The 25,780-nt window shown below is 61.3% G+C and carries 26 protein-coding genes and 1 pseudogene; 15 read left to right on the top strand and 12 right to left on the bottom strand.

The annotated features are described in order from the left end of the window. Positions 1 to 126 precede the first annotated feature (126 nt). The 8 genes from livH to BB029_RS08115 all read left to right on the top strand — a co-directional run bounded on the left by livH (position 127) and on the right by BB029_RS08115 (position 6,395). Complete coding sequence (gene livH / locus BB029_RS08150; RefSeq protein WP_003172375.1) at positions 127 to 1,050, top strand: high-affinity branched-chain amino acid ABC transporter permease LivH; 924 nt, start codon at positions 127 to 129, stop codon at positions 1,048 to 1,050. Further along, positions 1,047 to 2,300 carry a high-affinity branched-chain amino acid ABC transporter permease LivM gene (locus tag BB029_RS08145; protein WP_065938814.1) on the top strand — a complete coding sequence of 418 codons (1,254 nt, stop codon included), beginning with the start codon at positions 1,047 to 1,049 and terminating at the stop codon, positions 2,298 to 2,300. Before livH ends, BB029_RS08145 begins: the two co-directional genes overlap by 4 nt. Continuing rightward, on the top strand, positions 2,297 to 3,064 hold the full coding sequence (livG, locus tag BB029_RS08140; protein WP_027604424.1) for a high-affinity branched-chain amino acid ABC transporter ATP-binding protein LivG: 768 nt from the start codon (positions 2,297 to 2,299) through the stop codon (positions 3,062 to 3,064). The genes BB029_RS08145 and livG overlap by 4 nt, the downstream gene beginning before the upstream one ends. Before the next feature lies 1 nt (position 3,065). After that, on the top strand, positions 3,066 to 3,767 hold the full coding sequence (locus BB029_RS34115; RefSeq protein WP_065938813.1) for an ABC transporter ATP-binding protein: 702 nt from the start codon (positions 3,066 to 3,068) through the stop codon (positions 3,765 to 3,767). A 175-nt stretch (positions 3,768 to 3,942) separates the two neighbouring features. Next, positions 3,943 to 4,239 (top strand): DUF2282 domain-containing protein, encoded by a 297-nt coding sequence (locus tag BB029_RS08130; RefSeq protein ID WP_027604425.1) that lies wholly within the window; start codon positions 3,943 to 3,945, stop codon positions 4,237 to 4,239. Between the two features lie 22 nt (positions 4,240 to 4,261). Further along, the gene (locus tag BB029_RS08125; protein WP_065938812.1) at positions 4,262 to 5,140 is read left to right on the top strand and encodes a DUF692 domain-containing protein; all 879 of its coding nucleotides are present in this window, start codon (positions 4,262 to 4,264) and stop codon (positions 5,138 to 5,140) included. After that, positions 5,137 to 5,913 carry a DNA-binding domain-containing protein gene (locus BB029_RS08120; protein WP_065938811.1) on the top strand — a complete coding sequence of 259 codons (777 nt, stop codon included), beginning with the start codon at positions 5,137 to 5,139 and terminating at the stop codon, positions 5,911 to 5,913. Before BB029_RS08125 ends, BB029_RS08120 begins: the two co-directional genes overlap by 4 nt. Then, on the top strand, positions 5,910 to 6,395 hold the full coding sequence (locus BB029_RS08115) for a DoxX family protein (RefSeq protein WP_065938810.1): 486 nt from the start codon (positions 5,910 to 5,912) through the stop codon (positions 6,393 to 6,395). The genes BB029_RS08120 and BB029_RS08115 overlap by 4 nt, the downstream gene beginning before the upstream one ends. On the opposite strand, the gene BB029_RS08110 is transcribed toward BB029_RS08115, so the two are convergent. Further along, positions 6,392 to 7,300 carry a LysR family transcriptional regulator gene (locus BB029_RS08110; protein WP_065938809.1) on the bottom strand — a complete coding sequence of 303 codons (909 nt, stop codon included), beginning with the start codon at positions 7,298 to 7,300 and terminating at the stop codon, positions 6,392 to 6,394. The two genes, BB029_RS08115 and BB029_RS08110, sit on opposite strands and share 4 nt — an antisense overlap. Before the next feature lie 212 nt (positions 7,301 to 7,512). On the opposite strand from BB029_RS08110, the gene BB029_RS08105 reads away from it, so the two are divergent. From BB029_RS08105 to BB029_RS08095, 3 genes are all read left to right on the top strand, one after another. Continuing rightward, positions 7,513 to 8,112: a short chain dehydrogenase gene (locus BB029_RS08105; protein ID WP_065938808.1), complete on the top strand. Its 600-nt coding sequence runs from the start codon at positions 7,513 to 7,515 to the stop codon at positions 8,110 to 8,112. A gap of 96 nt (positions 8,113 to 8,208) precedes the next feature. Then, positions 8,209 to 8,880 carry a COG3650 family protein gene (locus BB029_RS08100; RefSeq protein ID WP_065938807.1) on the top strand — a complete coding sequence of 224 codons (672 nt, stop codon included), beginning with the start codon at positions 8,209 to 8,211 and terminating at the stop codon, positions 8,878 to 8,880. A 106-nt stretch (positions 8,881 to 8,986) separates the two neighbouring features. Continuing rightward, on the top strand, positions 8,987 to 10,600 hold the full coding sequence (locus tag BB029_RS08095) for an NAD(P)/FAD-dependent oxidoreductase (RefSeq protein ID WP_065938806.1): 1,614 nt from the start codon (positions 8,987 to 8,989) through the stop codon (positions 10,598 to 10,600). 61 nt (positions 10,601 to 10,661) lie between these two features. Here BB029_RS08095 and BB029_RS08090 read toward each other — a convergent pair whose 3' ends face one another. Beyond that, the gene (locus BB029_RS08090; protein ID WP_065938805.1) at positions 10,662 to 11,756 is read right to left on the bottom strand and encodes a PLP-dependent cysteine synthase family protein; all 1,095 of its coding nucleotides are present in this window, start codon (positions 11,754 to 11,756) and stop codon (positions 10,662 to 10,664) included. Between the two features lie 216 nt (positions 11,757 to 11,972). On the opposite strand from BB029_RS08090, the gene nhaA reads away from it, so the two are divergent. Next, positions 11,973 to 13,148 (top strand): Na+/H+ antiporter NhaA, encoded by a 1,176-nt coding sequence (gene nhaA, locus BB029_RS08085; RefSeq protein ID WP_065938804.1) that lies wholly within the window; start codon positions 11,973 to 11,975, stop codon positions 13,146 to 13,148. A gap of 76 nt (positions 13,149 to 13,224) precedes the next feature. Here nhaA and BB029_RS08080 read toward each other — a convergent pair whose 3' ends face one another. After that, positions 13,225 to 13,689 (bottom strand): glycine zipper 2TM domain-containing protein, encoded by a 465-nt coding sequence (locus tag BB029_RS08080; protein ID WP_003189251.1) that lies wholly within the window; start codon positions 13,687 to 13,689, stop codon positions 13,225 to 13,227. A 157-nt stretch (positions 13,690 to 13,846) separates the two neighbouring features. On the opposite strand from BB029_RS08080, the gene BB029_RS08075 reads away from it, so the two are divergent. After that, positions 13,847 to 14,107, top strand: a complete 261-nt coding sequence (locus tag BB029_RS08075; protein ID WP_065938803.1) for a hypothetical protein — start codon at positions 13,847 to 13,849, stop codon at positions 14,105 to 14,107. A gap of 36 nt (positions 14,108 to 14,143) precedes the next feature. On the opposite strand, the gene pdxH is transcribed toward BB029_RS08075, so the two are convergent. The 5 genes from pdxH to dinG all read right to left on the bottom strand — a co-directional run bounded on the left by pdxH (position 14,144) and on the right by dinG (position 21,891). Beyond that, positions 14,144 to 14,791, bottom strand: a complete 648-nt coding sequence (gene pdxH / locus BB029_RS08070) for a pyridoxamine 5'-phosphate oxidase (RefSeq protein WP_065938802.1) — start codon at positions 14,789 to 14,791, stop codon at positions 14,144 to 14,146. Between the two features lie 27 nt (positions 14,792 to 14,818). Continuing rightward, positions 14,819 to 15,979, bottom strand: coding sequence for an OmpA family protein (locus tag BB029_RS08065; protein WP_083236351.1), 1,161 nt, complete (start codon positions 15,977 to 15,979; stop codon positions 14,819 to 14,821). 143 nt (positions 15,980 to 16,122) lie between these two features. Beyond that, the gene (locus BB029_RS08060; protein WP_065938800.1) at positions 16,123 to 17,268 is read right to left on the bottom strand and encodes a serine hydrolase domain-containing protein; all 1,146 of its coding nucleotides are present in this window, start codon (positions 17,266 to 17,268) and stop codon (positions 16,123 to 16,125) included. Between the two features lie 82 nt (positions 17,269 to 17,350). Then, positions 17,351 to 19,648 (bottom strand): beta-galactosidase, encoded by a 2,298-nt coding sequence (locus tag BB029_RS08055; protein ID WP_065938799.1) that lies wholly within the window; start codon positions 19,646 to 19,648, stop codon positions 17,351 to 17,353. A 98-nt stretch (positions 19,649 to 19,746) separates the two neighbouring features. Further along, the gene (gene dinG, locus BB029_RS08050; protein ID WP_027604440.1) at positions 19,747 to 21,891 is read right to left on the bottom strand and encodes an ATP-dependent DNA helicase DinG; all 2,145 of its coding nucleotides are present in this window, start codon (positions 21,889 to 21,891) and stop codon (positions 19,747 to 19,749) included. Between the two features lie 99 nt (positions 21,892 to 21,990). On the opposite strand from dinG, the gene BB029_RS08045 reads away from it, so the two are divergent. Further along, positions 21,991 to 22,455 (top strand): CopD family protein, encoded by a 465-nt coding sequence (locus BB029_RS08045; RefSeq protein WP_065938798.1) that lies wholly within the window; start codon positions 21,991 to 21,993, stop codon positions 22,453 to 22,455. 45 nt (positions 22,456 to 22,500) lie between these two features. On the opposite strand, the gene BB029_RS08040 is transcribed toward BB029_RS08045, so the two are convergent. Both BB029_RS08040 and BB029_RS08035 read right to left on the bottom strand, forming a co-directional pair. Next, on the bottom strand, positions 22,501 to 23,259 hold the full coding sequence (locus tag BB029_RS08040) for a collagen-like triple helix repeat-containing protein (RefSeq protein ID WP_065938797.1): 759 nt from the start codon (positions 23,257 to 23,259) through the stop codon (positions 22,501 to 22,503). A 155-nt stretch (positions 23,260 to 23,414) separates the two neighbouring features. Next, on the bottom strand, positions 23,415 to 24,110 hold the full coding sequence (locus BB029_RS08035) for an OmpA family protein (protein WP_065938796.1): 696 nt from the start codon (positions 24,108 to 24,110) through the stop codon (positions 23,415 to 23,417). A 191-nt stretch (positions 24,111 to 24,301) separates the two neighbouring features. Here BB029_RS08035 and BB029_RS08030 point away from each other — a divergent pair, with 191 nt between their 5' ends. Beyond that, positions 24,302 to 24,799 carry a DUF6231 family protein gene (locus BB029_RS08030; protein WP_065938795.1) on the top strand — a complete coding sequence of 166 codons (498 nt, stop codon included), beginning with the start codon at positions 24,302 to 24,304 and terminating at the stop codon, positions 24,797 to 24,799. Between the two features lie 29 nt (positions 24,800 to 24,828). Here the strand turns inward: BB029_RS08030 and BB029_RS08025 are convergent, their stop codons facing one another. Both BB029_RS08025 and BB029_RS31885 read right to left on the bottom strand, forming a co-directional pair. After that, positions 24,829 to 25,230, bottom strand: coding sequence for a type II toxin-antitoxin system MqsA family antitoxin (locus BB029_RS08025; protein ID WP_065938794.1), 402 nt, complete (start codon positions 25,228 to 25,230; stop codon positions 24,829 to 24,831). Positions 25,231 to 25,232: 2 nt separating this feature from the next. Next, positions 25,233 to 25,525, bottom strand: a pseudogene (locus BB029_RS31885) (type II toxin-antitoxin system MqsR family toxin). Positions 25,526 to 25,780 lie beyond the last annotated feature (255 nt).

Raw genomic sequence — 25,780 nt, 5'->3', positions numbered from 1 at the left:
AATCTTAAAACCGTCACCAGCGGTTCGCTGGCAAACGCTTTGTGCAAATGTGCTCACAGAACACAGCACGGGGCCGGAACATGACTCCACCAGTGAAATGCGTATCGGGTTTTTAGGAGCGCTGTAATGCCTGAGATCTATCATTTTTTCCAACAGCTGGTTAATGGGCTGACCATTGGCAGCACCTATGCCTTGATAGCCATTGGCTACACAATGGTTTACGGCATCATTGGAATGATCAACTTCGCCCATGGCGAGGTATACATGATTGGTTCCTACGTGGCCTTCATTGCCCTTGCCGGGCTGGCCATGATGGGTATCCACTCCCTGCCGCTGTTGATGACCGCCGCGTTCCTGGCGTCGATCGTCGTAACCAGTGCCTATGGCTACAGTATCGAGCGCGTTGCCTACCGTCCCTTGCGTGGCAGCAACCGTTTGATCCCACTGATTTCCGCCATCGGCATGTCGATTTTCCTGCAGAACACCGTATTGCTGTCCCAGGATTCCAAGGATAAATCCATCCCCAACCTGATCCCGGGGAGCTTCTCCTTCGGTCCGGGCGGGGCGGAAGAAGTGCTGATTTCCTACATGCAGATCCTGGTCTTCGTCGTCACCCTGGTGGCCATGCTGGGCCTGACCCTGTTCATCTCCCGCTCCCGTCTGGGGCGCGCCTGCCGGGCCTGCGCCGAAGACATCAAGATGGCCAACCTGTTGGGCATCAATACCAACAACATCATCGCCCTGACCTTCGTGATCGGTGCCGCACTGGCAGCCGTCGCGGCCGTACTGCTGAGCATGCAGTACGGCGTGATCAACCCCAACGCCGGTTTCCTGGTAGGCCTCAAGGCTTTTACCGCAGCGGTATTGGGCGGCATCGGCAGTATCCCGGGCGCGATGCTCGGCGGCCTGGTGCTGGGGGTGGCCGAGGCGTTTGGTGCCGATATTTTCGGCGACCAATACAAGGACGTCGTCGCGTTCGGCCTGTTGGTCCTGGTGCTGTTGTTCCGTCCGACCGGCATCCTGGGCCGTCCGGAGGTTGAGAAAGTATGAGCAGATATCTTAAATCGGCGTTTTTCAGCGCTTTGCTGGTGTGGGCGGTGGCCTTCCCGGTACTCGGCCTCAAGCTGAGCATTGTCGGCATCAACCTGGAAGTGCATGGCACCGGCCCCGTGACGCTGACCATCATCGCCCTGTGTTCGGTGCTGATGTTCCTGCGCGTGCTGTTCACCCAGCAGGTCGGCGCACTGTTCAAGGGCAACCGTGGCCCGTTGGTCTCGCCCAAGGTCAGCCAATTCCTGACCCTGCCGCGCACGCAGCGCTACATCATCATCGGCCTGATCGTGGCCGCGCTGATCTGGCCGTTCTTCGGCTCGCGCGGTGCGGTCGACATTGCCACCCTGATCCTGATCTACGTGTTGCTGGGCCTGGGCCTGAACATCGTAGTGGGCCTGGCCGGCCTCCTCGACCTGGGTTATGTGGGCTTCTACGCCGTGGGTGCCTACACCTACGCGCTGCTGTCGCACTACCTGGGCTGGAGCTTCTGGATCTGCCTGCCGCTGGCCGGCATGGCGGCGGCCACGTTCGGCTTCCTGCTGGGCTTCCCGGTATTGCGCCTGCGCGGTGACTACCTGGCCATCGTGACCCTGGGCTTCGGGGAAATCATCCGTCTGTTCCTGCGTAACCTGACCGACATCACCGGTGGCCCCAACGGCATCAGCAGCATCCCCAAGCCGACGTTCTTCGGGCTGTCGTTCGACCGCACCGCTGCCGAAGGCATGCAGACGTTCCACGAGTACTTCGGGATCGACTACAACCCGGTGAGCAAAGTGGTGTTCCTGTACCTGGTGGCACTGTTGCTGGCGCTGGCAGCACTGTTCGTGATCAACCGCTTGCTGCGCATGCCGATCGGCCGTGCCTGGGAAGCGTTGCGCGAAGATGAAATCGCCTGCCGTGCCCTGGGCCTGAACCCGACCATCATCAAGCTCTCCGCCTTCACCCTGGGTGCCGCGTTCGCCGGTTTTGCCGGCAGCTTCTTCGCCGCTCGCCAAGGCCTGGTGACCCCGGAGTCGTTCACCTTCATCGAGTCGGCGATCATCCTCGCCATCGTCGTGTTGGGTGGCATGGGTTCGCAGCTGGGTGTGATCCTGGCGGCGATCGTGATGATCCTGCTGCCGGAAATGATGCGTGAGTTCAGCGAATACCGCATGTTGATGTTCGGCGCCATGATGGTGCTGATGATGATCTGGCGACCTCAAGGCCTGCTGCCCATGCAACGTCCACACATGGAGCTGCGCAAATGAGCCGCGAGATCCTGAAAGTCGAAAACTTGAGCATGCGCTTCGGCGGCTTGCTGGCGGTCAACGGCGTCGCCCTGACCGTGAAAGAGAAACAGGTGGTTGCGCTGATCGGCCCCAACGGCGCCGGCAAGACCACGGTGTTCAACTGCCTCACCGGTTTCTACAAGCCGAGTGGCGGCAGTATCCTGCTGGACGGCCAGCCGATCCAGGGCCTGGCCGGCCACGAGATCGCCCGCAAGGGCGTGGTGCGCACCTTCCAGAACGTACGGCTGTTCAAGGACATGACGGCGGTCGAGAACCTGTTGATCGCCCAGCACCGTCACCTGAACACCAACTTCTTTGCGGGCCTGTTCAAGACCCCGGCGTTCCGCAAGAGCGAGCGCGAGGCCATGGAATACGCTGCGTACTGGCTGGACAAGGTCAACCTCACCGAGTTCGCCAACCGCCCCGCCGGCACCCTGGCCTACGGTCAGCAACGTCGCCTGGAAATCGCTCGCTGCATGATGACCCGTCCGCGGATCCTGATGCTCGACGAACCGGCCGCCGGCCTGAACCCCAAGGAAACCGAAGACCTCAAGGCGCTGATCGGCGTGTTGCGTGAGGAAAACAACGCCACGGTGCTGTTGATCGAACACGACATGAAACTGGTCATGAGCATTTCCGACCATATCGTGGTGATCAACCAGGGCACGCCGCTGGCGGACGGGACGCCGGAGCAGATCCGCGACAATCCTGAAGTGATCAAAGCCTATCTGGGGGAAGCGTAAAATGCTGCAATTCGAAAACGTTTCCACTTTCTACGGCAAGATCCAGGCCTTGCACGGCGTCAACGTCGAAGTGCGCCAGGGTGAGATCGTCACGCTGATCGGTGCCAACGGCGCCGGCAAGTCGACCTTGCTGATGACCTTGTGCGGCTCGCCGCAGGCCCACAGCGGCAGCATCCGCTACATGGGTGAAGAGCTGGTGGGCCAGCAGTCGTCGCACATCATGCGCAAGAGCATTGCCGTGGTGCCGGAAGGCCGACGGGTGTTCTCACGCCTGACCGTGGAAGAAAACCTGGCCATGGGTGGGTTCTTCACCGACAAGGGCGACTACCAGGAGCAGATGGACAAGGTGCTGCACCTGTTCCCTCGTCTCAAGGAGCGCTTCAGCCAGCGCGGCGGCACCATGTCCGGCGGCGAGCAGCAAATGCTCGCCATCGGCCGTGCACTGATGAGCAAGCCCAAGCTGTTGCTGTTGGACGAACCTTCACTGGGCCTGGCCCCCATCATCATCCAGCAGATCTTCGACATCATCGAACAACTGCGCAAGGACGGTGTAACGGTGTTCCTGGTGGAGCAGAACGCCAACCAGGCGCTGAAAATCGCCGACCGCGCCTACGTGCTGGAAAACGGCCGGGTGGTGATGCAGGGCACTGGCGAGCAGTTGCTGACCGATCCGAAGGTGCGTGAGGCGTACCTGGGAGGCTAAGAGACGGTGGCTGGATAAGCCGGATCTCATGTGGGAGGGAGCAAGTTCCCTCCCACATTTTTGTGCATTGTTTGAAATTATTTAGTCTGACCTTGTAACGAACATCCCCCTCCCGCCTCTAGTGGTGCAAGCAGGCATTCAAGCCCGCTCCTCAACCTACTGCTGGAGATCCATCATGACCACCAAACTGTCCGCTGCTAGCCTCGTCCTCGCCCTGAGTTCGGCCTTGAGCCTGTCCGCCCTGACCACCACCGCCCACGCTGCCGACGACATGCAGAAGTGCTTCGGCGTCGCTGAAGCCGGCAAGAACGATTGCGCCGCCGGTGCCGGCACATCCTGCGCCGGCACCTCGAAAACCAAGGATCAGGCCAACGCCTGGAAACTGGTCCCGGCCGGCACCTGCACCCAAACCCCAAGCTCCACCTCGCCGACCGGTTTCGGCCAGGAAGCCGCCTTCACCGCCAAGTCCTGACCCCTCCCCGGCCGGAGTACGGATGATGACGCTTTCACGCCTGTCCACAGTCTCACCGGTTCAGGTGCCAAGGCTCCCCTATCGGGCCGGGCTGGGCCTGAAGAACGAGCACTTCAAGGAAGTGCTCGATACTTCGCCCGATATCGGTTTTTTTGAAGTGCACGCCGAAAACTACATGGTGGCCGGCGGCCCGTTTCATCACTACCTGGGGTTGATACGCGAACGTTACCCCCTGTCGTTGCACGGCGTGGGCCTGTCCATCGGCGGCGAAGGCCCGCTCAACCGTGAACACCTGGGGCGCTTGGCCGCACTGATCGAACGCTACCAACCCCACTTCTTTTCCGAACACCTGGCCTGGTCCAGCCACGGCCCGGCGTTTCTCAACGACCTGCTGCCCCTGGCTTATGACACCACCACCTTGAGTCGAGTTTGCGAGCACGTCGACCAGGTACAGTGCACCCTCAAGCGGCCGATGCTGCTGGAGAACCCCTCGACCTACCTGCAGTTCCAGCGCTCGACCCTGGACGAGACCGACTTCATCGGCGAGATCATCCGTCGCACCGGCTGCGGCCTGCTGTTGGATGTGAACAACGTCTACGTGTCGTGCATCAACCACCAGCGCGACCCACTGGCCTATCTCAACGCCCTACCGTTGCGCGCCGTGGGTGAGATTCATCTGGCCGGCTTCGCCGAAGACACCGACAGCCTGGGCGATCGCCTGCTGATCGATGACCACGGCGCGCCCATCGATAACGCGGTGTGGCTGCTGTATGAACACGTGCTCGCGCTGACGGGCCCGGTCGCGACCCTGATCGAGCGCGACAACCAAGTGCCGGCCTTCAGCGTGCTATGCGCGGAAGCCCAGCACGCTGAACGGTGCTTATCGCAGGTCCGCCCATGAGCCTTCACGACGCCTTTTCCAGCGCCTTGCTGGCGCCCGGCCTACCTTGCCCCGACGGCCTGTTCAGCAGCAACGGGGCCGACCCGGCCAGTCGTTTTGCGGTGTATCGCAACAATGTTCATAGCTCGTTGATCACTGCGCTGGCAACCGCATACCCCGTAACCGCGCAATTGGTCGGCGATGAATTTTTCCGCGCCATGGCCGGCATTTTCGTCCAGGCCTACCCGCCCGCCAGCCCGCTGATCAGCGAGTACGGCGGCACATTCGCCGACTTTATCCAAGGTTTTGAACCGGCCGCCAGCGTGCCCTACCTGGCCGATGTCGCCCGGTTGGAACGCTTGCGGGTTCGCGCTTATCACGCAGCTGATACAGCCGTGGTGGATCCGCAAGCCGTTCTGCAGCAACTGCAGGCCCACACGAAGCCGGGGGCGCTGCATCTGCAACTGCACCCATCCGTTGGCACATTGAACTCCGCCTACGCCGTGGTGGCGGTGTGGGCGGCACACCAGACCGAGGGCGCCCTGGCCACCCTGGATCCCTGGCATGCCCAAGGCGCGCTGGTACTGCGCGAAGGGTTGAATGTCAAGGTCTTCGCCATCGACGGCGGCTCGGTCGCCTTTATCAATAGTCTGAAACGCGGCTCGGCGCTGGAAATGGCCGTCGCCAATGCCCTTGAGGCCAGCGCCGAGTTCGACCTGCACCAATGCCTCGCGCTGCTGATCAACCACGACGCCCTCACTCATCTGCTCCCAGAACAACAGGTATCGCCATGAACACGTCCTCTTCGTGCCTGATCAGACAGGCCATCGCACTTTTCGAAAAAATCCCCTACAGCCTGCTGGCGTTTGTCGCGCGCTTCTCCATTGCGGCAGTGTTCTGGAAATCCGGGCAAACCAAGGTCGAAGGCATTGCCATTGACCTGATCAACGGCACGTTCGAACTCGGTACCCCCAAACTCGCCGCCTCGACATTGCCGCTGTTTCGCAGTGAATACCACGTGCCATTGCTGTCACCGGAAGTGGCCGCGCACATGGCGGCGTTTGCCGAGCACTTTTTCCCGGTGCTGATCCTGGTGGGCCTGGCCACGCGCTTCTCAGCCCTGGCCTTGATTGGCATGACCCTGGTCATTCAGTTGTTCGTCTACCCGGACGCCTACCCCACCCACGGCACCTGGATTGCGCTGCTGTTGCTGTTGCTCGCCAAAGGGCCGGGCCGCCTGTCCATCGACCACCTGATTGCGCGCCGCTACCGTTAAAGCCGATCCAGTGCCTCACCGCTGCGCTTGAACCAGTCCACCAGGTAGTCGGCCAGTACCTGGGTCCGTCTCGGCAGGCCGCCTTGATAAGGATGGACCAGGTACATCGGCAGACTCCGCGTCTGGTAATCACGCAGGAGCCAACGCAATCGGCCGTCAGCCAATTCCGTCGGCAGCACGTAGGACGGCAAGCGGGCGATACCGGCACCGACCAGGGCAGCCTTCTTCAGCAAGTTGTAATGGTTGGAGGCAAAGGTGCCGCTCACCCTCACCCGCAACAACTCGTGTTGCTGGTGATAAAGCCATTCTTCGCGACCGCTGTAGTGGCTGTTGAGTAAACAAGTGTGCGCCGCAAGATCCCCAGGTGTCAGTGGTTCGCCATGTTGCTCCAGATAGGCCGGACTGGCACAAGTCATCTCATGCCAGGCCAACAGCGGCCTGGCCACCAGACGCTCGTTTTCAATCGCCCCCGAACGCACCCCCAAGTCAAAGCCGTCCCGCGCCAGGTCTCGGTAACTGTTGTTGAGCTCCAGCTCGATCTGCACCTGAGGGTACTGCTTGGAAAACTCCAGCAATAAACCATCGAAGAAGGTTTCCCCTAATGAAACCGGAACCGTCATACGAACGGGCCCGGCCAAATCGTCCTTGAGACGCGCCAATGCCTGACGGGCGCGATCCACCTGCACCACCAGCGCTTGCGCCTGGGGCAACAGCGCCGCACCGGCGGCGGTCAGGCTGAGCCTACGTGTGGTGCGGTGCAGCAAGACCACGCTGAACTGTGCTTCCAAATGGCTGATGCGCTTGGACAGCTGGCCCTTGCTGCAACCCAGTTGCTCGGCCGCCACCGTAAAACTGCCGGCTTCGATCAGTACGGCAAAGGCCGCCAGGTCATCCATCTCGCTCATGGATTGTTTCCAATTGAAAACCAAAGGTTGCCTATTAGCACGTTTATCCGTCTGAAAAGCCACCCTAGACTTGATGTCTCCTACTGTAGGAGCGAGCTTGCTCGCGAAAATCGTCAACGATAACGCGGTCAGCGAGTACACAGCGGCGCGCTCGAGTTTTTCGCGGGCAAGCCCGCTCCTACAGTTCCTGACAAACCCAGAGGAACAACCCCATGAAAATCCTATTGATTGGCGCCAGCGGCACCGTCGGCTCGGCAGTCAAGGCCGAACTGGCCCAGCGTCATGAGGTGGTCAGCATTGGCCGCAGCAGCGGTGACTTCCAAGTGGATATCAGCGACAGCACTTCGATCCGCAACCTGTTCGAGCAGACCGGCAAATTCGACGCACTCATCTGCGCTGCTGGCAACGTGAACTTCGTAGCGCTGGGTGATATGAGCGAAAGCGATTTTGAGCTGGGCCTGCGTGACAAGCTGATGGGCCAGGTCAACCTGCTGTTGATCGGCCGCGAGTATGCCAACGACGGCGCCTCCTTCACCTTCACCAGCGGCATTCTCAACCGTGACCCGATTCGTACAGGCGCGTCGGCTGCGCTGGTCAATGGTGCACTCGACGCTTTTATCAAAGCTGCGGCAATTGAATTGCCACGAGGGCTGCGCATCAACTCCGTGAGCCCCACGGTCCTACTGGAAGCCATGGGCAGCTACGCGCCGTACTTCCGTGGCTACAAGCCGGCTGCTGGCGCCGACGTAGCGCTGGCCTACGCCAAAAGTGTAGAGGGCCTACAGACCGGTCAAACCTTTACTGTCGGCTGAATTTGAAGTCGGTAAGAAATGCCTGAAGCGGGCGGACGGGGTTGTGATGCAACGCCAGCCTGCGTAACGTGGCGGCACTTGTCTGGAGACCCGATCATGCGTGCCGCCCGTACCCTCGCCCTGTTTGCCTTGCTTCCTGTATTCGCCGCTTGCCAGATGTTCGAAAACGAGCCGACCAAGCCGTCTACCGCCGGGTTGACCCGCATGCAGGGCGAACTCACGGCAGTAGGTGGCAAGCTGTTGTTCCAGCCGTGCGACGATAAACGCAACTATGTCGTCAACGACACCAGCGGCACCAGTATCCTGCAGGAAGCGGCCTCCCTGGCTGGCCAGCAAGGGGCATTATTTGCCGATTTGCGCGGCAAGTTCTCGGGTGTCGCCAGCGGCACCCAGGGCAGCGTCGACCTGCAACAACTCTACCGCGTAGAGCGCTCGACCGCTGCCTGCACCGACCCGGACTTCAAGCGCATGACCCTGCGGGCCAACGGCCACAAACCGGCCTGGGCCATGAACGTCACCGCCAAGGGCATGGTGCTTGAGCGTGAAGGCCAGCCGCCACTGGCGGTGCCTTATGTCGAAGAGCAGATCGGCGACGGCCGCTTCAACCTGATGACCGAAGCCAACAACCAGCACATCGAACTGTGGGTCGCGCCGCAACGTTGCATCGACAGCGTCAGCGGCAGCCTGCAACACATGACGGCGGAATTACGCGTCAACGGCCAGGTACAGCGCGGTTGCGCGGCGTTTGGTGGTTCCCGGGACGACTGATTCAGCGCAGCGCTGTTTTAACCTGACGGAAAACCGCCATTGAGGCTTATAATCGCCGGTTTGCAAAACAGCCGGCCTCTTTGCCCGCCGCCTACCGGATCCCGTCATGTTACGAATCACTGAACTCAAGCTGCCCATCGACCATCCCGAAGAAGACCTGCGGCCTGCCATCGTGCAGCGCCTGGGCATCGCCAGTGATGACCTGCTCGATTTCACCCTGTTCAAACGCAGCTACGACGCGCGCAAGAAGTCGTCGGAGCTATGCTTCATCTACACCATCGACCTCAATGTGAAGGGTGAGGCCGCCCTGCTGCTCAAGTTCGCCGATGACCGCAACGTCAACCCGGCGCCGGACGTCAGCTACAAGGTCGTGGGCCAGGCCCCGGAAGGTTTGGTCGAACGGCCTGTGGTCGTCGGTTTTGGCCCGTGCGGTATCTTCGCCGGGCTGTTGCTGGCGCAGATGGGTTTCAGGCCGATCATCCTCGAACGCGGCAAGGAAGTACGCCAGCGCACCAAGGACACCTGGGGCCTGTGGCGCAAAAGCGTGCTCAACCCCGAGTCCAACGTGCAGTTCGGTGAAGGCGGCGCCGGGACCTTCTCCGACGGCAAGCTCTACAGCCAGATCAAGGACCCGAAATTCCACGGTCGCAAAGTCCTGCACGAGTTCGTCAAGGCCGGCGCGCCGGAAGAAATCCTCTACGTCAGCAAACCCCACATCGGTACCTTCCGCCTGACCGGCGTGGTGGAAAACATGCGCGAGCAGATCATCGCCCTGGGCGGTGAAGTGCGCTTCGAGCAACGGGTGACCGACGTGCTGATCGAAGACGGCCAGTTGAATGGCGTGATCATCGACGGTGGGGAACAGATCCTCTCCAAACATGTGATCCTGGCCCTCGGCCACAGCGCCCGCGACACCTTCCGCATGCTCCATGGCCGCGGCGTCTACATGGAAGCCAAACCGTTCTCGGTGGGGTTCCGGATCGAACACCCGCAATCGCTGATTGACGCCGCGCGCCTGGGCAAATATGCCGGGCACCCGAAGCTGGGCGCCGCCGACTACAAGCTGGTGCACCACGCCAAGAACGGCCGTTCGGTCTACAGCTTCTGCATGTGCCCGGGGGGCACTGTGGTAGCAGCGACCTCCGAGCCGAACCGTGTGGTGACCAACGGCATGAGCCAGTACTCGCGTAACGAGCGCAATGCCAACTCCGGCATCGTGGTCGGCATCACGCCGGAAGTGGATTACCCAGGTGGCCCGCTGGCGGGTATCGAGTTGCAGGAGCGCCTGGAGTCCCACGCCTACATCCTCGGCGGCAGCAACTACGAGGCCCCGGCACAGTTGGTCGGCGACTTTATCGCCGGTAAGCCGTCCACGGCCATCGGCACTGTGGAACCGTCCTACAAGCCAGGTGTGGCCCTGGGCGACCTGGCCTTGGCCTTGCCGGACTTCGCCATCGAAGCGATCCGCGAAGCACTGCCGGCGTTCGAGAAGCAGATCAAGGGCTACTCGCTGCACGATGCCGTGTTGACCGGTATCGAGACGCGCACCTCGTCGCCGCTGCGAATTACCCGTGACGAATCGATGCAGAGCTTGAACGTGAAAGGCCTGTTCCCCGCCGGTGAAGGCGCTGGCTATGCGGGCGGGATTCTGTCGGCCGGTGTTGACGGGATTCGGATTGCCGAGGCGTTGGCGCGGGATATGTTGGGTATCGAGGCCTGAGAACAGCGCAAATTAAATGTGGGAGGCGGCTTGCCCACTCCCACATTTGGTTTACGTCGGGTCAGATATTTGCGCGCAGGATGCTGGAGGGTAATGGCTCGCCCTGCTCCACACTGGCCGCAACGGCCGCGATCAACCCCTCGAGCGCATAGCCCTGCCCCGCCAACCACGCCTGATCGTAATAGGTCGTTGCATACCGCTCGCCCCCATCACACAAGATCGCCACGATCGAACCTGACTCCCCTGCCGCTTTCATCTGCTGCGCCGCCATTAATGCGCCAATCAGGTTGGTCCCGCTGGAACCGCCGACTCGCCGCCCCAGGCGCTCAGCCAGGTAATGCATGGCCGCCAGCGACAGCGCATCCGGCACCTTGACCATCGCATCAATCACCTTGGGCAGAAACGATGCCTCGACCCGTGGCCGGCCAATGCCTTCGATCCGCGAACCACAGTCCAGGCGCAGGCTGGCGTCACCGCTCTGGTAGAAATCGAAAAACACCGAGCGCTCGGCGTCGGCGCACAACACGCGGGTGCAGTGCTGGCGATAACGCACATAACGGCCCAGCGTGGCGGTGGTGCCGCCGGTACCGGGGCTGGAAATCAACCAGCTCGGTTCCGGGTGCCGCTCAAAGCGCATCTGTTGGAAGATCGACTCGGCGATGTTGTTGTTCGCCCGCCAGTCGGTGGCACGCTCGGCATAAGTGAACTGATCCATGAAATGACCGCCGCTTTCCTGGGCCAGGCGTTCGGACTCGGCGTAGATCTGCGTGGGATCCTGTACCAGATGGCTTTTGCCGCCGTAGAAGGCAATCTGCGCGATCTTTTCCTGGGATGTCGTGGCGGGCATCACCGCAATGAACGGCACCCCGAGCAGCCGGGCAAAGTACGCTTCGGAAATCGCCGTCGAGCCGCTGGATGCTTCAATGACCGGCGCGCCTGGCTTGAGCCAGCCATTGCACAGCGCGTACAGGAACAGCGAACGGGCCAGCCGATGTTTCAGGCTGCCGGTGGGGTGGCTGGATTCATCCTTGAAGTACAACTCGATGCCCGGCAGGCCCGGCAGCGGTAACGGAATCAGATGCGTGTCAGCACTGCGTTGGAAGTCCGCTTCGATGATGCGAATGGCTTCGCGGGCCCAGGGACGGTGGTCGCTCATAAGGAAGAACTCTAAGGATTTCAGTACCAATCTTAGGATGTTTCCTACACTGCACACAGATACAGTGACGACTCAATTGGACACACAATTGCTAGGCTTTGGCGCTACGCCACCCTACCCCATCTCTTATAACAAATAAGAATATAACTTTTGTTTTAACAACTAACGGTACGGGTTAGGGTACCCACCTATTGAACCTGGATTGGAGAGCATCCCTTGCCTCTGCGTAGCACTTTCACCCGTTTTTTCCAGCTGGAAGCCGCCAGCGGCCTGTTGTTGATCGCCGCTGCCGCCTTGGCGCTGATCATCAACAACTCTCCGTTGTCGCACCTGTATGGCGCGTTTCTCGACGTGCCGGTGGTGGCCCAGATTGGCGCGCTGCAAATCGCCAAGCCCGCGCTGCTGTGGATCAACGATGGCCTGATGGCCCTGTTCTTCCTGTTGATCGGCCTGGAGGTCAAGCGCGAGCTGCTTGACGGCCACCTGTCCAAGCCTTCGCAAGTGGTGCTGCCCGGCGCAGCCGCCATCGGCGGCATGGTAGTGCCGGCGCTGATCTACTGGGCTATCAACAAGGACTACCCCGCCGCCCTCTCCGGCTGGGCAATCCCGATGGCCACCGACATCGCCTTCGCGTTGGGCGTCCTGGCACTGCTGGGCAAGCGGGTGCCGGTGTCGTTGAAGCTGTTCCTGATGACCCTGGCCATCATCGACGACCTGGGCGCGATCATTGTTATTGCAGTGTTCTATTCCGCCGACCTGTCCGGTGCAGCCCTGGCCGGCGCGGGCGCCTGCCTGGTCGCCTTGATTGCAATGAACCGCCTGGGCGTGATCAAGCTCGGTCCCTACCTGATCATCGGCCTGATCCTGTGGGTGTGCGTACTCAAGAGCGGCGTGCACGCCACCCTGGCCGGCGTGACCCTGGCGTTCTGCATCCCGATGCGCACCAGGAATGCCGAGCCCTCGCCGCTGCTTACACTGGAACACGCCCTGCATCCGTGGGTGGCCTACGGCATCCTGCCGCTGTTCGCCTTCGCCAACGCCGGGGTGTCACTCACCGGGGTCAGCCTGGAAAGCTTCACCCACCACGTGCCCATGGGCATTGCCGCCGGCCTGCTGATCGGCAAGACCGTCGGCGTGTTCGGCCTCACCTGGCTGGCCATCAAGACCGGCCTTGCCGCGCTGCCCAGCGGCGCCAACTGGGGCCAGGTCTTCGGCGTGGCGATCCTGTGCGGTATCGGCTTCACCATGAGCCTGTTCGTCGGCTCCCTGGCGTTTGTGCCGGGTGCCAGTGAGTTTGCCGGGGAGGATCGAATGGGGATCCTGACCGGGTCGATACTCGCGGCGTGTATTGGGTATGGGGTGACGGCGATGGCGAGTCGCAAAAAAGCCTGAGCCGACTGAAACACAGCCCATAAAAAACCCCAACCGGTCACCCGGTTGGGGTTTTCTTTTGCCTGCTGCTTACCGGTCAGCGAGTAACGCGGCTGGTGCCATCAACGGTCATGATGCGGACGCGATCACCGATGCGGAAGATTTCATTTTCCTGCACGGCTTGCACGTAGGCACGCATGCTGCCGTCGTCTTCGCGAACGGTGATTTCCACGCCCTGGGTGCGGGTCAGGCCTTCTTCGGTGGCCGAACCCAGCAGGCCGCCGGCAACGGCGCCGATCACGGCAGTCACGATACTGCCACGGCCACCGCCGATAGCGCTGCCGCCAACACCACCGATGACCGCGCCGGCAGCGCCGCCGATTGGGGTCTTGGTGCCTTCGATTTTTACCGGACGCAGGGATTCAATGGTGCCCATGCGAACGGTCTGTACACGACGCGCTTCGTCACGGGAGTACGAGTCGCCGGTCAGACTCGAGGCGCAGCCACCCAGCAGCAACGACAGCGTGGTAAAGCAGGCAACCAGTAAAACGGACTTACGCATAGCATCAACTCCAAAGGACAGGTATTCATTAGACGCTGCAGCTTGACGCCTGTCACGACAAGCCCGGCAGGAAATTGCTTTCATTCAGCCTCAGTACAGACTGCCCGTAGCCAAAATACCGACCAACGGTAGCACTCTCATCGTAACCAGGAACTTCATGGACTATTTCATCATTGTAGTCACTACAGTCGCCGGCCTGTACTTCCATGGCTGGCTGTACCTGCGGATCAGACGCTGGATAGACCACGACCTGGCACTGTCCCTGGCGGGAGACGACCTGCACAAGCGTGCCTTTATGCTGCAACAACTGGAGCAGGCGCGGATCTCGAAGATCAAGCGAAACGAGTTGCCGCAGTGGCTGACGAACGCCGCACAACAGTACACAGCCGAAGTCTCTTCAACAGAGACTTCGGTGTGATCGATATCATTCCAGTGGGGTGACGAAAGGTGCCGCTCAGGGCGCCAGGCGCTCGCGGGTCCATTCGGCCCCTTGCAGACGGTAGTTCAGGCGATCATGCAGGCGGCTGGCGCGGCCTTGCCAGAACTCGATACGCTCCGGCAGCAGGCGATAGCCACCCCAATGCTCGGGGCAGTCGGGCTGGGTATCGCTGAAACGCTGTTCGGTAGCCTTGAGCAGGTCCTGCAGTTCTTCACGGTCACGAATGACCTGGCTCTGCGGGGAAGCCCAGGCGCCTAAACGACTGCCCAGGGGGCGGACCTGATAATAAGCGTCGGATTCCTCAGGCGTCACCTTGACCACCCGTCCTTCAATACGCACTTGGCGCTCCAGGGTCGGCCAGAAGAAGGTCATGGCCGCAAACGGCCGCGCCGCGAGCTGTTCGCCCTTGGCGCTCTGATAGTTGGTGAAGAAGGTAAAGCCCTGCGCATCCAGGCCCTTGAGCAGCAGGATGCGGCAGTGCGGGCGACCGTCCTGGTCGACCGTAGCCAGGGTCATGGCATTGGCTTCCACCGGTGGTTGCTCGGTTTTCAGCGCATCGGCAAACCACTGGTGGAACAACGCAAACGGTTCATTCGGGGCCTGGGCCTCGCTCAAACCGTCCCGTGTGTAGTCACGGCGCATATCGGCCAGTGCCTGGGTCATGCGGCTTTATCCTTCTGGTTCAGCGGATCAGTTTTTCGCCTGGTCATTTGCAGCCGGTGCAGCAGCCTTGGCTTTGGCCGGGGCCGGTTTCTTCGCAGCGGGCTTGGCCGGGGCTTTTTTAGCCGCGGGCTTGGCAGCCGCCTTTTTAGCCGCGGGTGCCTTTTTAGCCGGCGTCTTGGCGGCCGGGGCCGGGGCTGGAACGTTCTGCACCGCAACCATTTCGGCTACAGGCGGGGTCTTGCCCGATTGATACTTGCTCAACAGCGCCAGCATGGTAGTGCGCTGGGTGAACATGATTTCCATGCGGCGGTTCAGCGCGCGGCCCTGGGTGCTGTCGTTGGCGGCACGTGGCATCAGGTCACCCATGCCACGCAGCATCAGGCGGTCCTGTTTCAGGCCGCTGAGGCTGAAGATCGAGGCGATGGACTGCGCGCGCTCCTTGGTCAACGCCTGGCTGGCAGGCGCGGTACCGGTGGCATCCACGTGGCCCAGCACCAGCACAGCGGTTTTTGGATCGGCTTCAACCGCCTTGGCGACACGAGTGAACGGCCCCAGGGTAACCGGCAGCAGCATCGCCGGGCGTTTCGGGTTGTAGGAGCCGTCTACCGGAGCAATCACCACGAGTACGTTATCGCGACGTTCCAGTTGCAGGTTGCTGTCCTTGATGGCGGCGCGCAGGCGCGGCTCGTAGTCGTCCAACCAGGCCTGGGTGATTTTCGGGTCAGGCATTGGCACATTGGTCACGTCGACCTTGGCCAATGGCTTGGGTTTGCTTTCGAACGGCCACCACCAGTGGGTTTCGCTGTCGGTCTTGGCGACGGCAGGCGCGGCGTCTGGAGCCGGGGTCGCGGCCTTGAGGTCGGCTTTCAGGTCAGCCTTGGCATCAGCGGCCTTCTCGTCGGCGCTCTTGGAGGAGAACGGCCACCAGCTGGAACCGGTCTCAGCCTTGGCGGCCGGCGCTGGCGCGGAGGCGACAGGCGCAGCAGCAGCTACAGGTGCGGCAGGCTTGGCGCCGGCAGCGGGTTTGGCATCCGGCTTGGCGTCGGTTTGGGTCACTGCGTCCTTGGTCGTGGCCTTATCCGACCCAAATGACCACCAATGCCCACCCTCGGCATCATTTTGTGGAGTTTGTGCGCAACCGGTAATAGTGAGGCAAAGCGCCAGTGCCAAGGACTTGTTCGATAACATGAGATATCCACAAAATGAGAAAAGAAACGGGGGTCTCGATGACCCGTTAAACAGACGCTTACAGAACATTAAAGTTACATCATTTCGTTCAGCGTCTTCTTATAGTTGCCTTTGTAACAAAAAAATGTGAAACAGCAAGGGGTTTACAGACAACCGGCCAATATTCCGACCAACTTCTGTGCCCGTGGGTCCATAAGTACATAAGGCCCCAATGTATTAGTCACGAAACCAAACGCTACATCATGCTCTGGGTCGGCAAAACCTACCGAGCCGCCCGCGCCTGGATGCCCGAACGCACGGGCGCCAAGGCCGAACGTGGCATTGGGCAATTGCGGCTGGTCCAACATGCAGCCCAGCCCGAAGCGGGTTTGTGTCAATAATGTTTTATCCGGCCCGATACTGTGTTCACGGGTCAATTCTTCGAGCATGTCGGCTTCCAACAAACTACCGTCCAACAAACCACTATAAAAACCCGCCAGACTACGCGCATTACCGTGACCATTTGCCGCCGGCTGCTGCATGCGTCGCCATTCAGGTTTATTAGTACTGGTGAGAATAGACGGCGGGTTGGCAAATGCCCGCGTCGTCATGGCGGTGGGCTCGCGCATCATTACTTGCAGTAAACGCTGCGCGGCTTCATCGCCCATATTGCCTTTGCTGCGCGCGATATGTGCAACACGATAAAACTCTTCGTCGGCCAGGCCCACGTGGAAGTCCAGCCCCAGCGGCCGTGCCACCCGCGCCACAATGGACTCACCCGGCCCACGCCCATCGGCGCGGCGCAGCAATTCGCCGACCAGCCAACCGTAGGTGATCGCCTCGTAGCCATGGCCCTGTCCCGGCGTCCACCAGGGGGCTTCGGCTGCCAGGGTGTCGACCATCAATTGCCAGTCATACAAGGCTTCGGTGGGCAGCATCTCGCGGATGGCCGGCAACCCGGCCTGATGGCAGAGCAATTGGCGCAGCGTAATGGTTTCCTTGCCGGCAGCAGCGAACTCAGGCCAGTACCTGGCCACTGGCGCGTCCAATTGCAACTTGCCCTCGGCCACCAGTTGCAGGGCCGTGACAGCGGTGAAGGTTTTGGTGCAGGAAAACAGGTTGACGATGGTGTCGCTGTGCCAGGCCTCGGTACCGTCCTTGTCGGCGGTACCGGCCCACAGGTCAACGACGGTTTCGCCGCCGACCTGGATGCAGAGCCCGGCGCCACGCTCCTGCGGGTCATCGAACAACGCGGCAAACGCTTCACGTACCGCTTCGAACCGGAGCTCGTAATGACCCTGAACCTGCACCTAAGCCCCCTCGGAAAACACCGTAAAAAGTGGCCGACATTGTTCCAGCCATTGTTGGATTTGTGAACCCGTCAACAAGGAATCAATGACCATTTCCCGAATGCCCACCGGCGTGTCCAGCGCCCTGCCCCGGGCCTTTGCCCTCGCGCCCAGGCTTGCTGCCTTCGCTTTCACGCGCGGTGCTGGCGGCCTTGGCCTTTTCCGCTTCCTTGCCCAGTTGATCCACCGCCGCCAGGTTGCTTCTACGCACACTGTCGACAAACCCCTGGAATGGTACGTCAGTGATACCCACCAGGCCGAAGTGGCCGTTTTCACCGTCCAGCAAACGGCCGGTCACCGGCTGGTCCAGGTACTGGAACCAATGCACGCCGACAATGGACGGCTCAGCCATGGCTTGCTTGAGGAAGTTGGCATATGCCGCGCCACGCTCTTCTTCCCTGGCCAACTGGGTCACGCCGCCCCAGAACGGGCCACGGTCCGCGGAGCCGAAGTTGAATTCAGTGATCAACACCGGCTTGTCCAGTGCACGAAGCGCGGCAAAGTCATAGCCGTCCTGGGGTTTGAGCGTGTACATGTTGAAGCTCAGCACATCGCAATACTGCGCGCACGACGCCACGGCCTCCGGCGTACTTACCGCATAACGCCCGCCCAGCAGCAGTTGGTTGGGGGCGTGCCATTTCAGCGAGTCGGAGATGGTCTTGAAGTAGGCATCGGCGAAGGTCTTCTGGAAGTATTTGAAGTCAGCTTCGATTTCCGGGTGCTCAGGGTTGGGCACCGGCGGCTCGAAGCCCGGGTCTTCCATCAGTTCCCACCCCGCCAACTCGATGCCCCAGGCTTTCGACAGGCCTTGTTCGTTGCGGTACTTGTCACGCAATTGCTTGAGAAACGCGCGCTTGGCCGGTACGTCGGTGGTCATGCGCAAGGTGCCGTAGGCCAGGGCGTAGCGGGATTTCGGATCATCGCCGGGGCCGGCCCAGGCCAGTTCGTTATCGGCAAAGAAGCCGATCAGCCACGGGTCGTCGCGGTGGTCGCGGGCGGCAATGGCCACCGCGCGCTCGGTCGCCATGGCGAAACGCGGATCGAACGGATCGGGCATGCCGCCCCACCAGTCGGTGCCGGTGCTGATGCTGGCGTAGTCGCCGACAATCGACAACGGCAAGGTGTACGGCACACGGTCGGCAGTGGCCAACGCGTCGTCGCTCCAGTTGCCGACGGTGTTGAACCCCCAGGCTTGCAGGCGATCAAGGGTATGGGTCACCCAGCGTTTCTGGTCAAACCCTTCGCCGCCATAAGTGCGCTGCAGGTTGGCGCCGTAGAAATCGTACCAACGCCCGGCAGCGAAGCCACGACCTTCACCCGCACCATTGCCGGTGCGGTTATCGCCGCTGCCGTAGTACTTGTCGAAGGGTTCACCGGCCTTTGGCAGCGCCGCGAACATCCACTCACGACCGGCCACGTAGGTCTGGCTGTTGTCCGGGGCCACGGTATTGACACCCAGGGAATAGAACGGATGGCCTTCCGGAGTCACCAGGTACCAGCGACCGTCGCGCTTTTCGGTGCGGAAAAAGCCACTGGCCTTGAACGCCGGCCCTTTGTTCCAGCCGCCGAACGTGTCCAATGCGGATTTATCACGCGCGGCCAGCCAGCCCTGCAGTTGGGTGTGTTCCTTTGCCGCAGCCGCCTTGAGCTGTTCGTCGCTGCTGACCTTTTCCGGCCAGCGCGCACGGGTGGACTGACCATAGGTATCCACCAGTTCGCTGTAGGCCGCCTTCAGCACCGGCTCACTGTCCTGCACACCAAAGCGTTCCAGCAGGATGCTTTGCGCGGCGTTGGGCTTGATCATCGACAGGGTCACCGAGACCACCTGGCTACGGTCGATCTCGCCGGCGCTGCTGGCCAGCAACACACGCTGGCCATCCACGGTGATCGGCATCGGCGGGCCGGCCTTCATGCCCTGGCTCAACGGCGAGTTGGCTTGCAGCGGGACCAGCAAGGTCTGGGCCGGGCCGGCCGGCAGGTCGATGCGGCTGAGCAGGGTCTTGCCATCGCTGCTCTGCACCTTGACGTAGAGGGTCAGCGCCCAGTCCATGGCACTCTGGATACGCAGGCTCATGGCGCCGGACTGCGACCAGTCCCAGGCACCGGCCTGTGGGCTGAGCACCAGGCTCGGCTCGGCGGCCGGGTTGAAGGTGATGCGACGCAACACCTCGCCTTCGGGGGTTTGTTCGGCGTTGTATTGCGGCAGGCTGGCGTCCTGGGTCGCCACCTTGACCACATCGGCAGGCCGGACGAAGTTGAACAATGTCTGTTGCCCCGCGGGCGCGGCCATCAAGGGCGCAGTGAACAGCAGGGCAAAAAGGGCGGGCAGCGTGCGAATCATACGAACAAAATTCTCCCAAACGGCCGGTAAATAGCCTGATGACATAAATCGATAGCAGTGAGATAGACCACGAAGTGGGCGAATTCGCCCACGATGGCTTAAGAAATTTCGCGCCGGAACGGCGGCAACGCATTCAGGATCGCCTTGCCGTAGCGCTGGGTCACCAGGCGGCGGTCGAGCAAGGTGATGGTGCCCCGGTCTTCCTCGGTACGCAGCAAGCGACCGCAGGCCTGCACCAGCTTCAAGGAAGCATCCGGCACCGAAATCTCCATGAACGGGTTACCGCCCCGCGCTTCGATCCATTCGGCCAGCGCGGCCTCGACCGGATCATCCGGCACGGAGAACGGGATCTTGGCGATCACCACGTGTTCGCAGTAGGCACCGGGCAAGTCCACGCCTTCGGCGAAACTCGCCAGGCCGAACAGCACGCTGGAATCCCCGCCATCGACCCGCGCCTTGTGCTTGTTCAGGGTTTCCTGTTTGGACAGGTTGCCCTGGATAAACACCTGCTTGCGCCAGTCGCGGTCGAGGCCGTCGAACACGTCCTGCATCTGTTTGCGCGACGAGAACAACACCAGGGTGCCGCGCGAACCTTCCACCAGGGAGGGCAGGTCGCGGATGATCGCCGCGGTGTGCGCCGGTGCATCCCGTGGGTCGGCCTTGAGATCGGGTACCCGCAGCACGCCGGCGTCGGCATGATGGAACGGGCTTGGCACCACCGCCGTGACGGCTTTTTTCGGCAAGCCCGCGCGCATGCGGAAGCGGTCGAAGGTGCCCAGGGCGGTCAGCGTGGCGGAGGTCACCAGGCAGCCGTACGCCACGTTCCACAGGTTGCGGCGCAGCATTTCGGCGGCGAGGATCGGGCTGGCGTTGACCTCGATATCAAACAACGCACCGCTTTCCGACAGGGTCAGCCAGCGGGCCATGGGCGGGTTGTCTTCGGGGTCTTCGACGGTAAAGGCCGTCCACAGCTCCCAGTTGCCCTGGGAACGGGACAACAGGCTGCCGAACAGAGGGTACCATTCCTCGGCCTGGTTGCTGGCGATGCCGATGTTGACCTCACCGTCCATGCCTTCCTTGAGCAAGTCAGTCAGGCGGGTGAACAGGTCGGTAAGACGGGAAAAGCCTTTCTTCAGCTCGATGCCCATTTCGCGCATATGCTCGGGGATCATCCCACCGACAAAGCGGTGGCGCGGGCGCTCACGGCCTTCCACATCTTCACCGGGCTTGAAGTCGGCCACCTGTTCGCAGGCGCTGAACATGAACTGTTGCTGGGTCTTGATCTCCCGCGCCAGCTCCGGCACCTGCTCGATCAACTTGCCCAGATCGCCGGGCAGCGGGTGCTGGGCGAGCAATTTGGTCAGATTCTTCGCGGTGGTTTCCAGCCAGTCGGCGGTGGAGCGCAGGCGCGTGTAATGGGCGAAGTGGCCGATAGCCTTGTCAGGCAGGTGATGGCCTTCGTCGAACACGTAAAGGGTGTCACGCGGGTCCGGCAGCACGGCACCGCCGCCCAGGGCCAGGTCGGCCAGGACCATATCGTGGTTGGTAACGATCACGTCGACCTTGCCCATGCCTTCGCGAGCCTTGTAGAAGGCGCACTGGCCGAAGTTGGGGCAATGGCGGTTGGTGCACTGGCTGTGGTCGGTGGTCAGGCGTGCCCAGTCGGCATCTTCGAGGGCGGTGGGCCAGCTGTCGCGGTCGCCGTCCCATTTATTGCCGGCCAGTTTCTCGATCATGCTGGTAAACAGCTTCTGGCTGACCTCATCCACTTCGATCTTGAAGCCTTCTTCCTCGAACAGCGACGCCGTGGCGGTTTGCGCATGGCCTTCCTGCAGCAGCACGTCGAGCTTGGACAGGCACATGTAGCGGCCACGGCCCTTGGCCAGGGCGAAGGTGAAGTTCAGGCCGCTGTTGCGCATCAGGTCGGGCAGGTCTTTGTAGACGATCTGCTCCTGCAGGGCGACGGTGGCGGTGGCGATCACCAGACGCTTGCCGGCGGCCTTGGCGGTCGGGATCGCAGCCAGGCTGTAGGCCACGGTCTTGCCGGTACCGGTACCGGCTTCGACAGCCACGACGGCGGGCTCACCTTCGCGGCGGCCTTCGTCATCGGTGTCGATATCCCCGAGGACCTTGGCCACTTCGGCGATCATCAGGCGTTGGCCGTAGCGCGGTTTCAAGCTCTTGGCTTCGAGAAAACGCGTATAGGCGCCCTGGATCGTGGTTTTGAGTTCAGTGCTGATCATGAATAGTCGGGCGCAAAAAACGCTGGATAAATTTTCAGTGGTTCGGATCGGCAGCTATCATACCCCGCTAATTAATCCCGCGCAGAACGGAGTACCACAATGACCGCGTTTAGCCTCGTTTACACCCTGCATGTATTGGCCGCCCTGATCTGGGTCGGCGGCATGTTTTTCGCCTGGATGATCCTGCGCCCCGCCGCTGTGGCGGCCCTTGAGGGCCCTGCCCGACTCAAGCTGTGGGCCAATGTGTTTCAACGTTTTTTCGTGTGGGTATGGGTGGCAGTGCTGGTTTTGCCGATCAGCGGCGTCGGCCTGCTGCACCTGCGCTTCAGCGGGTTTGAAAGCGCACCGCGCTATGTGCAGGTGATGATGGGTTTGTATCTGGTGATGACGGCGTTGTTTATCCGCATCCAGGCGCTGAAGTTTCCGCAACTGAAGGCGGCGGTGGCGGCTGAGGATTGGCCGGCGGGTGCGGCTGCACTGGGGCAGATTCGCAAGCTGGTGGGGATCAACCTGATCGTGGGGTTCGCGGTGGTTGCGATTGCATCGGCTCGGCCGATGTTCTGAGTACAGCCGCAAGCTGCAAGCTCGAAGCTTGCAGCTGTTTAGAACTTAGAGCCGCTGAATAGTCACGGTACCCGCAGGCCCAGCTGGCCCCGGCTGCCCTTCCAACCCTGGGCGCCCCTTCTCGCCACCGTCGGCGCGGTACACCAGGCAACCTTTGGACTCCCCGCCCTTGCCCGGCTTGCCGGCCGTGCCGGCCAAACCGCCAGCACCGCCATCCACCCAGACCTTGATGTGTTCAGCCGGGAAGTCCTTCGGCAACTCCACGCGCACCTGTGCACCCGCCCCACCCGGCAAGCCATCGCCGCCGTTATCGCCATTAAAACCTCGCCCCGCCGAGCCCCAGGTGCACCCAGGATCCACGCCATTGGCGCCATCCAGCCCGGCATACCCTTGGGCACCGGCGCCGCCACGGGCATCCACCGACAGCGCTTCAGCCGTCAGCGAGTTGATGCGCAAAGTCAGGTCACGCCCGGCCTTGGCCGGTTTTTCATGGGTGCCGGGGGCACCGCGCGAGGTGATCTGGCTGCCCTGCTCAAGTTGTGCATGCCGCACCTGCAATTGCAGCGCGGTATTGCCAGGCACAATTGCGATGCGTGCGTCGCGGCCCAGGTGCAGTTCATCCACCGTGACCTGGCTGATGGTGGCCGGAATCAGCAACGTGCCGTAGTCCGCCACATCCAGGCGCTCCAGTTGCAACACGCTGGTGCTGGAGGGAAGGCGCATCAATGAGTTGGTTTCGACACTGACGCTCTGGGCCAGGGCAACGGGGCTGACCAACAGGGCCAACAGAAAAACCTTACGCATCATGGGGCTCCTGAATGTTTTCAAATTTTTCTTTGGACGCACAGTAACGACTTCTACAGGCGATTTGCCAGTGAAGGTTCAAAAAACTTGAGCAGGAGCGGTTCAAGCGAGGGTGGCCGGCAATGCCCCTGTGGATCCCACAGGGGCAAGGGCTGTCAGCGGTTGATCTGGATTTCCGTGCGGCGGTTCAGGGCGCGGCCTTCAGCGGTCTTGTTGTCGGCGACCGGACGGCTTTCGCCCGCCCCGGTGACAGATACAAAGGCACTGCGGGGCACCCCGGCGCCGATCAGGTAATCGGTGACCGAATGGGCACGTTTTTCCGAGAGTTTCTGGTTGTAGGCGTCTTTACCGACGCTGTCGGTGTGACCACTGACCCGTAGCTGGGCGCTCGGGGCTTCCTGTTTCAGGCGCGTGGCAATGGTGTCGAGTTTGGTTTTATCCGCTGCCGTCAATTTGGCCGAGTCGAACTGGAAGTGCACATCGCGGATCACGATGGTTTCTTCCTTGACCACGACCACCTCCTCGACCACCGCCGCCGGCGGTGCCGGTGGGCAACCATTGGCGTCGACCTGCACGCCTTTCGGGGTGCCCGGGCACTTGTCGCGGCTGTCCGGCACGCCATCGCCATCTTCGTCGCCATCGCCGTGCACCCAGCAATAGGCGCCGGCCATGCCGCCGACCAGCAACGCGCCATAGCCTGCGTAGGCCGAGCTTTCAGTCGCACCGATCGCCGCACCGGTCACACCGCCGACAGCGGCGCAGGTAGGCCAATCGGTTTTTTGCAAGCCTGCGCAACCTGTCAATACTCCGGTTAGCAGAACCAAGGGTAGAGCTGTCCGCATGATGCTCATCTGACTTTCTCCTGAGGGGATCGGCGGGGGCCGATGGGTGGAGTAAAGACCGCTCTTTTCAACTGCGCCACTACGCCACGCCCCCGTATTCATTGGGGATCGCCGCCCACGCAGGACTTTTCGCAGCCACCCGCTCTAGGCCCGCACGCTCAGCCGCGCTAGTCTCTAGGGTCCTGATGTGAGGATCTCTGATGACCGCTGGTATTTCTGCCCGTACTCCCCAGCAAGCGCTGGCCGCCTTGCTCGATCTGCACCAGCCCAAACGCCTGTTGCTGTTGGGTGCCAGCCAGTTCCCGGCGCTGGACGCATTTAAAGCCGCACACCCGGAGACCCAGGTGTTTTGCGCCGACCCAGGACCATTGCCGCAAGCACTGGCGGCCCAGCGGTTTGACCTGGCGCTGGTGGTCGATTGCCTCGAGCACCTGTCAAAACCCCAGGGCCTGACCTTGCTCGGCGGCATCCGCAACCTCAACGCCAGCCGCATTGCGGTGCTGGTGGACCTGGGCGCCTGCGGCTGGAAGGAAACCGACTTCTTCTCCCTGGCCCTCCAGGCCGGCGAGCGTTTCCAGCGCGACGAGCAGGTGCTGACGCTGTTTACCTACGATCTGCTTGACTATAAACAGGTGCCGGACTGGCTCAACGCCCGTTTCTGGGCTAACCCGGAAAACTTCGGAAAGTATTGGTGGTAACCGGATGAGTACATCGATTCCAGGCGCCCCTACGCCGTTCGGACTTCGTTAAGTAACTCAGGGTGACGATCGAGCAACTTGAGAAGCTTTATGAGTGCCAGCGGAGGCTTGGTTTTTCCATTCTCATAGCGAGAAAAGGCGTTGACCCCGCCACCGAATATCTCGGCGGCTTCCCGCTGGTCCAACGAAAGTTTCTTACGCACCTTAGCGATGAAGCCAGGGTCTACCAAATCCGCATTGACCCGTTTTGAGAAGGCGCGCATCGCTTTCATGACACGATCCGATTCAACCAAATCCAGGATCGACTCGGAGCAGGACGGGCAGAACTCACCCGTCACATTCGCAACCACAGTGGTTTCACCTTTGTAGGAATAGGGTCTGTCGCGGATGTCATGGACCAAGTCCGCAGCGCCGCAAACAGGGCATTTCATGTTCATAGCTCCTTGAAGGACACGATCAGTACGTCTTCGATAACCGTGAGTTTCAGATAGACCTTCCCCGCCTTCGTGTGTGGCCGGTACACGTCTTGCCATAGCGTGTGGTCGGCGTAGGTAGTCTTTTGTAAAAGTCCGTTGGTTTAAGGGCCAGTATCACGGCCAGCATCTCGGAGAGGTCGAGGTTAAGAGCATCCGCGCCGAGTCGTGCAGTATTCGTGGTACGCACCCTCCCAGATTTGATCAGGGCCTTGACGTTGGTCAACTTGCAGTGAGGCGCGTTCTTCTCCATGCAGAAATTAACCTAATGGGTTTTTATTTAGCAAGTAGGTTAATCCACCTGTTCTTGCAGTAGAGCCCAATGGAACCTCAAGCGGCTCTGCGCGAGCCAGCCAGGAAGTGTCTCAACGAATGAATGCTCGCTCGGCCGTCCCTCGCACCCGCTGGCCGTCGAGTTCCCCTGCGATCCTCTGTAGTATCGGGTCATAAGCTGTCAACGGCTGTGTCTGCGGTAATACCAAGGCTTAGCTATTGTTACGTCTAACAG

It is taken from the genome of Pseudomonas sp. S3E12 (assembly GCF_001702295.1).
Taxonomy (GTDB): Bacteria; Pseudomonadota; Gammaproteobacteria; order Pseudomonadales; family Pseudomonadaceae; genus Aquipseudomonas; species Aquipseudomonas marginalis.
The sequence above is the reverse complement of the archived record's forward strand: the minus strand, read 5'-3'. Positions and strand labels throughout refer to the sequence as shown.

What these genes read in the sequence shown, in the direction of transcription:
- BB029_RS08025 (WP_065938794.1), bottom strand. Translation starts at nt 25,230, where the DNA reads ATGAAATGCCCTGTTTGCGGCGCTGCGGACTTGGTCCATGACATCCGC.
- livH (WP_003172375.1), top strand. Translation starts at nt 127, where the DNA reads ATGCCTGAGATCTATCATTTTTTCCAACAGCTGGTTAATGGGCTGACC.
- BB029_RS08080 (WP_003189251.1), bottom strand. Translation starts at nt 13,689, where the DNA reads ATGCGTAAGTCCGTTTTACTGGTTGCCTGCTTTACCACGCTGTCGTTG.
- BB029_RS08030 (WP_065938795.1), top strand. Translation starts at nt 24,302, where the DNA reads ATGACCGCTGGTATTTCTGCCCGTACTCCCCAGCAAGCGCTGGCCGCC.
- BB029_RS08120 (WP_065938811.1), top strand. Translation starts at nt 5,137, where the DNA reads ATGAGCCTTCACGACGCCTTTTCCAGCGCCTTGCTGGCGCCCGGCCTA.
- BB029_RS08105 (WP_065938808.1), top strand. Translation starts at nt 7,513, where the DNA reads ATGAAAATCCTATTGATTGGCGCCAGCGGCACCGTCGGCTCGGCAGTC.
- BB029_RS34115 (WP_065938813.1), top strand. Translation starts at nt 3,066, where the DNA reads ATGCTGCAATTCGAAAACGTTTCCACTTTCTACGGCAAGATCCAGGCC.
- BB029_RS08055 (WP_065938799.1), bottom strand. Translation starts at nt 19,648, where the DNA reads ATGATTCGCACGCTGCCCGCCCTTTTTGCCCTGCTGTTCACTGCGCCC.
- BB029_RS08145 (WP_065938814.1), top strand. Translation starts at nt 1,047, where the DNA reads ATGAGCAGATATCTTAAATCGGCGTTTTTCAGCGCTTTGCTGGTGTGG.
- BB029_RS08065 (WP_083236351.1), bottom strand. Translation starts at nt 15,979, where the DNA reads ATGTTATCGAACAAGTCCTTGGCACTGGCGCTTTGCCTCACTATTACC.
- BB029_RS08125 (WP_065938812.1), top strand. Translation starts at nt 4,262, where the DNA reads ATGATGACGCTTTCACGCCTGTCCACAGTCTCACCGGTTCAGGTGCCA.
- BB029_RS08090 (WP_065938805.1), bottom strand. Translation starts at nt 11,756, where the DNA reads ATGAGCGACCACCGTCCCTGGGCCCGCGAAGCCATTCGCATCATCGAA.
- BB029_RS08095 (WP_065938806.1), top strand. Translation starts at nt 8,987, where the DNA reads ATGTTACGAATCACTGAACTCAAGCTGCCCATCGACCATCCCGAAGAA.
- BB029_RS08045 (WP_065938798.1), top strand. Translation starts at nt 21,991, where the DNA reads ATGACCGCGTTTAGCCTCGTTTACACCCTGCATGTATTGGCCGCCCTG.
- BB029_RS08040 (WP_065938797.1), bottom strand. Translation starts at nt 23,259, where the DNA reads ATGCGTAAGGTTTTTCTGTTGGCCCTGTTGGTCAGCCCCGTTGCCCTG.
- BB029_RS08110 (WP_065938809.1), bottom strand. Translation starts at nt 7,300, where the DNA reads ATGAGCGAGATGGATGACCTGGCGGCCTTTGCCGTACTGATCGAAGCC.
- livG (WP_027604424.1), top strand. Translation starts at nt 2,297, where the DNA reads ATGAGCCGCGAGATCCTGAAAGTCGAAAACTTGAGCATGCGCTTCGGC.
- BB029_RS08100 (WP_065938807.1), top strand. Translation starts at nt 8,209, where the DNA reads ATGCGTGCCGCCCGTACCCTCGCCCTGTTTGCCTTGCTTCCTGTATTC.
- dinG (WP_027604440.1), bottom strand. Translation starts at nt 21,891, where the DNA reads ATGATCAGCACTGAACTCAAAACCACGATCCAGGGCGCCTATACGCGT.
- BB029_RS08075 (WP_065938803.1), top strand. Translation starts at nt 13,847, where the DNA reads ATGGACTATTTCATCATTGTAGTCACTACAGTCGCCGGCCTGTACTTC.
- BB029_RS08035 (WP_065938796.1), bottom strand. Translation starts at nt 24,110, where the DNA reads ATGAGCATCATGCGGACAGCTCTACCCTTGGTTCTGCTAACCGGAGTA.
- BB029_RS08130 (WP_027604425.1), top strand. Translation starts at nt 3,943, where the DNA reads ATGACCACCAAACTGTCCGCTGCTAGCCTCGTCCTCGCCCTGAGTTCG.
- pdxH (WP_065938802.1), bottom strand. Translation starts at nt 14,791, where the DNA reads ATGACCCAGGCACTGGCCGATATGCGCCGTGACTACACACGGGACGGT.
- BB029_RS08115 (WP_065938810.1), top strand. Translation starts at nt 5,910, where the DNA reads ATGAACACGTCCTCTTCGTGCCTGATCAGACAGGCCATCGCACTTTTC.